The following is a 2,198-nucleotide window of genomic DNA, read 5'->3' on the forward strand; positions in this document are numbered from 1 at the left end:
CCTTCGGGGCAGGTCTGGGCATGATGTCCTGAAAAGTGTAACACATCTCCCCCGCCCCGGACAGGAAAACCGCTGCAATCGCGGGACAGGCCGGCCGGTTTCAGGCCCGTCCTGTTACACTATTGCCCATAGTGTACCCTCCCAAACCCTCCCTGCGGGAGGCTTCGGTAACGTACACCCATATAGTGTAACAGGTCATGGGTCTGCCACCCCTTGCGACGTTATCACTCTCAATCCAATAGAGCCGACAACTTTAGGGGAACTGCCAGTCCGCTTTCCGACGAATTGTGTTGAAAAGCAGCTGTTTTCGCCAATCTCGGCGCCGTTTAGCGTCGGATCTTGTCAGCCTGCCTTAGCCCGGCTTTTCTGGAGAACCGTTCGCCTACGGCGTAAGTCTTTTCTTGCAATATTGCTGATTTCTAATCGAATATGCGCAATCGTAATCGGTTTTTTCGAATGAGGCGTGTTTCTAATGACGGACGTAGAAAGGTCCACGCTGCTTGGCGGGCGATGGCTCGGCGATAACTTTGGTATCGATCCCTGCTGCGGCTTTCCCGTGACTAGCACGGTCGGTTCGCGCCGGGAGAGCCGCCATCATGGCTTTGAGAGCTACGAAGTTTATCCGGAAAGCATGCGACCCGTTGAGACCCCGGCCGGACATCTTCAGTTCCACCTGCGTTATGAGCCAACCAACCTCGAACTGCTGGCGCGGGTATTCGAGGCGTCAGGACCTGACTTCGTGCGAGTCTGGATAGAGCGGGAACCGACGGGGCAATACGCGCGCCGCGCCGCCTTTCTTTATGAGTTTCTGACGGGACTAGAACTAGAAACCGAAACGGCGGTCGGTGGCAACTATGTCTCCGCGTTGAATGACAAGCTGGTTGTTACCGCAAACCAGAACCAAGCCATCAATATTAAAAAGTGGCATGTGCGGGATAACATGCCAGGGACAAGGTATTTTTGTCCCTCCATCAGAAAAAGCCGGCCGCTGGAACTTGCCGCAGGTTTCGACATCGCCGCCAGATATACCCGCCTGCAGGAGGATTTCGGCGATGACATGCTCGCGCGGGCGGCAGTCTGGCTCACCAATCGTGAGAGCAAGGCAAGCTTTGCTATCGAGGGCGAGGCTGACCAGACCGACAAGATTTCCCTCTTCAGCCATGTGCTGGCAACCAGAACCGGCAAGGGTGCAATCCCGCTTCTCGGTCCGGCGCTCATTGAACTACAGAAGGATATTATCGGCTCGAAGACGTTCATCAGCAGTTTCGGTCCCAGAAAATCACCAGTTTTTGTAGGCGAGAACACGATACGTGGGGAGGTCGTGCATTATGTGGCGCCACCACCGGAAGACCTGAAGAACATGCTTGATGGACTAGCGGTCTTCCTCGAAAAAACCCAAGGGCAGTCACCCATCCTACGTGCTGCAGTCGCCTCCTTCGGCTTCGTCTACATTCACCCCTTGGCAGACGGGAACGGTCGGACACACCGCTACCTCATCAATGACATTCTCTGCCGGGATAACGCTATCCCGGATGGTGTCATCATTCCGGTGTCCGTTGCCATTATGGACGACAAGACGAGCAGGCGTCACTACGATGCGATCCTTGAGCGCGTCTCAATCCCCCTGATGAGGGTCGCACGCCCGCATGTGTCTTTCGCGTCGGAAAATAAAACCTATCCGGACGGCATTCAGTCCAACCTCGTGTTTACTGGCGATGAAGCTACTCGGCCAGCTTGGCGCTATCCGGATCTTGCGCCGCATGTCGACTATCTTGGGCACGTTATCAAACTCACAATGAACGAGCACATGCAGGAGGAGGCTGACTATCTCCGACGTCACCATAGGGCACGCGGGCTAATCAAGGCCGTGCTGGACATGCCGGACAAGGATGCCGACCGCATCATTCGGAGCTTGCAGTCCAACAACTTTATCGTCGGCAAAGGCCTACGGAAAGAATTCTCAGGACCTGAAGTCATCCGACAAGTCACAGATGAAGAATGGGAAAGCTTTGTTGAGGGCGTGAGATCGGCCTTTCAGACTGACTGAAGCCTGACAGGGCGAGTAAAAGGACAAGGCGCCGTGAACCGCTCTGGATTTGACCGAAACCAATCCTCATACATCTTGTAGCTACATCCGCTTTGAGGCGTCGGAGTACTGCGCTCTGACGTCGGGAAAACGGGCATTAACAATCTGTCCG

General features: G+C 55.0%; 1 protein-coding gene. It reads left to right on the top strand.

Annotated elements, in window-relative coordinates:
• The first annotated feature begins 472 nt into the window (after positions 1-472).
• Positions 473-2,047, top strand: a complete 1,575-nt coding sequence (locus GEU01_RS20940; protein ID WP_019087542.1) for a Fic family protein — start codon at positions 473-475, stop codon at positions 2,045-2,047.
• Positions 2,048-2,198 lie beyond the last annotated feature (151 nt).

Source organism: Komagataeibacter europaeus LMG 18890, assembly GCF_000285295.1.
Lineage (GTDB): Bacteria > Pseudomonadota > Alphaproteobacteria > Acetobacterales > Acetobacteraceae > Komagataeibacter > Komagataeibacter europaeus.

Bases quoted from the DNA above. Each gene is read 5' to 3' on its own strand.
- GEU01_RS20940 (WP_019087542.1), top strand. From the start codon at position 473: ATGACGGACGTAGAAAGGTCCACGCTGCTTGGCGGGCGATGGCTCGGC.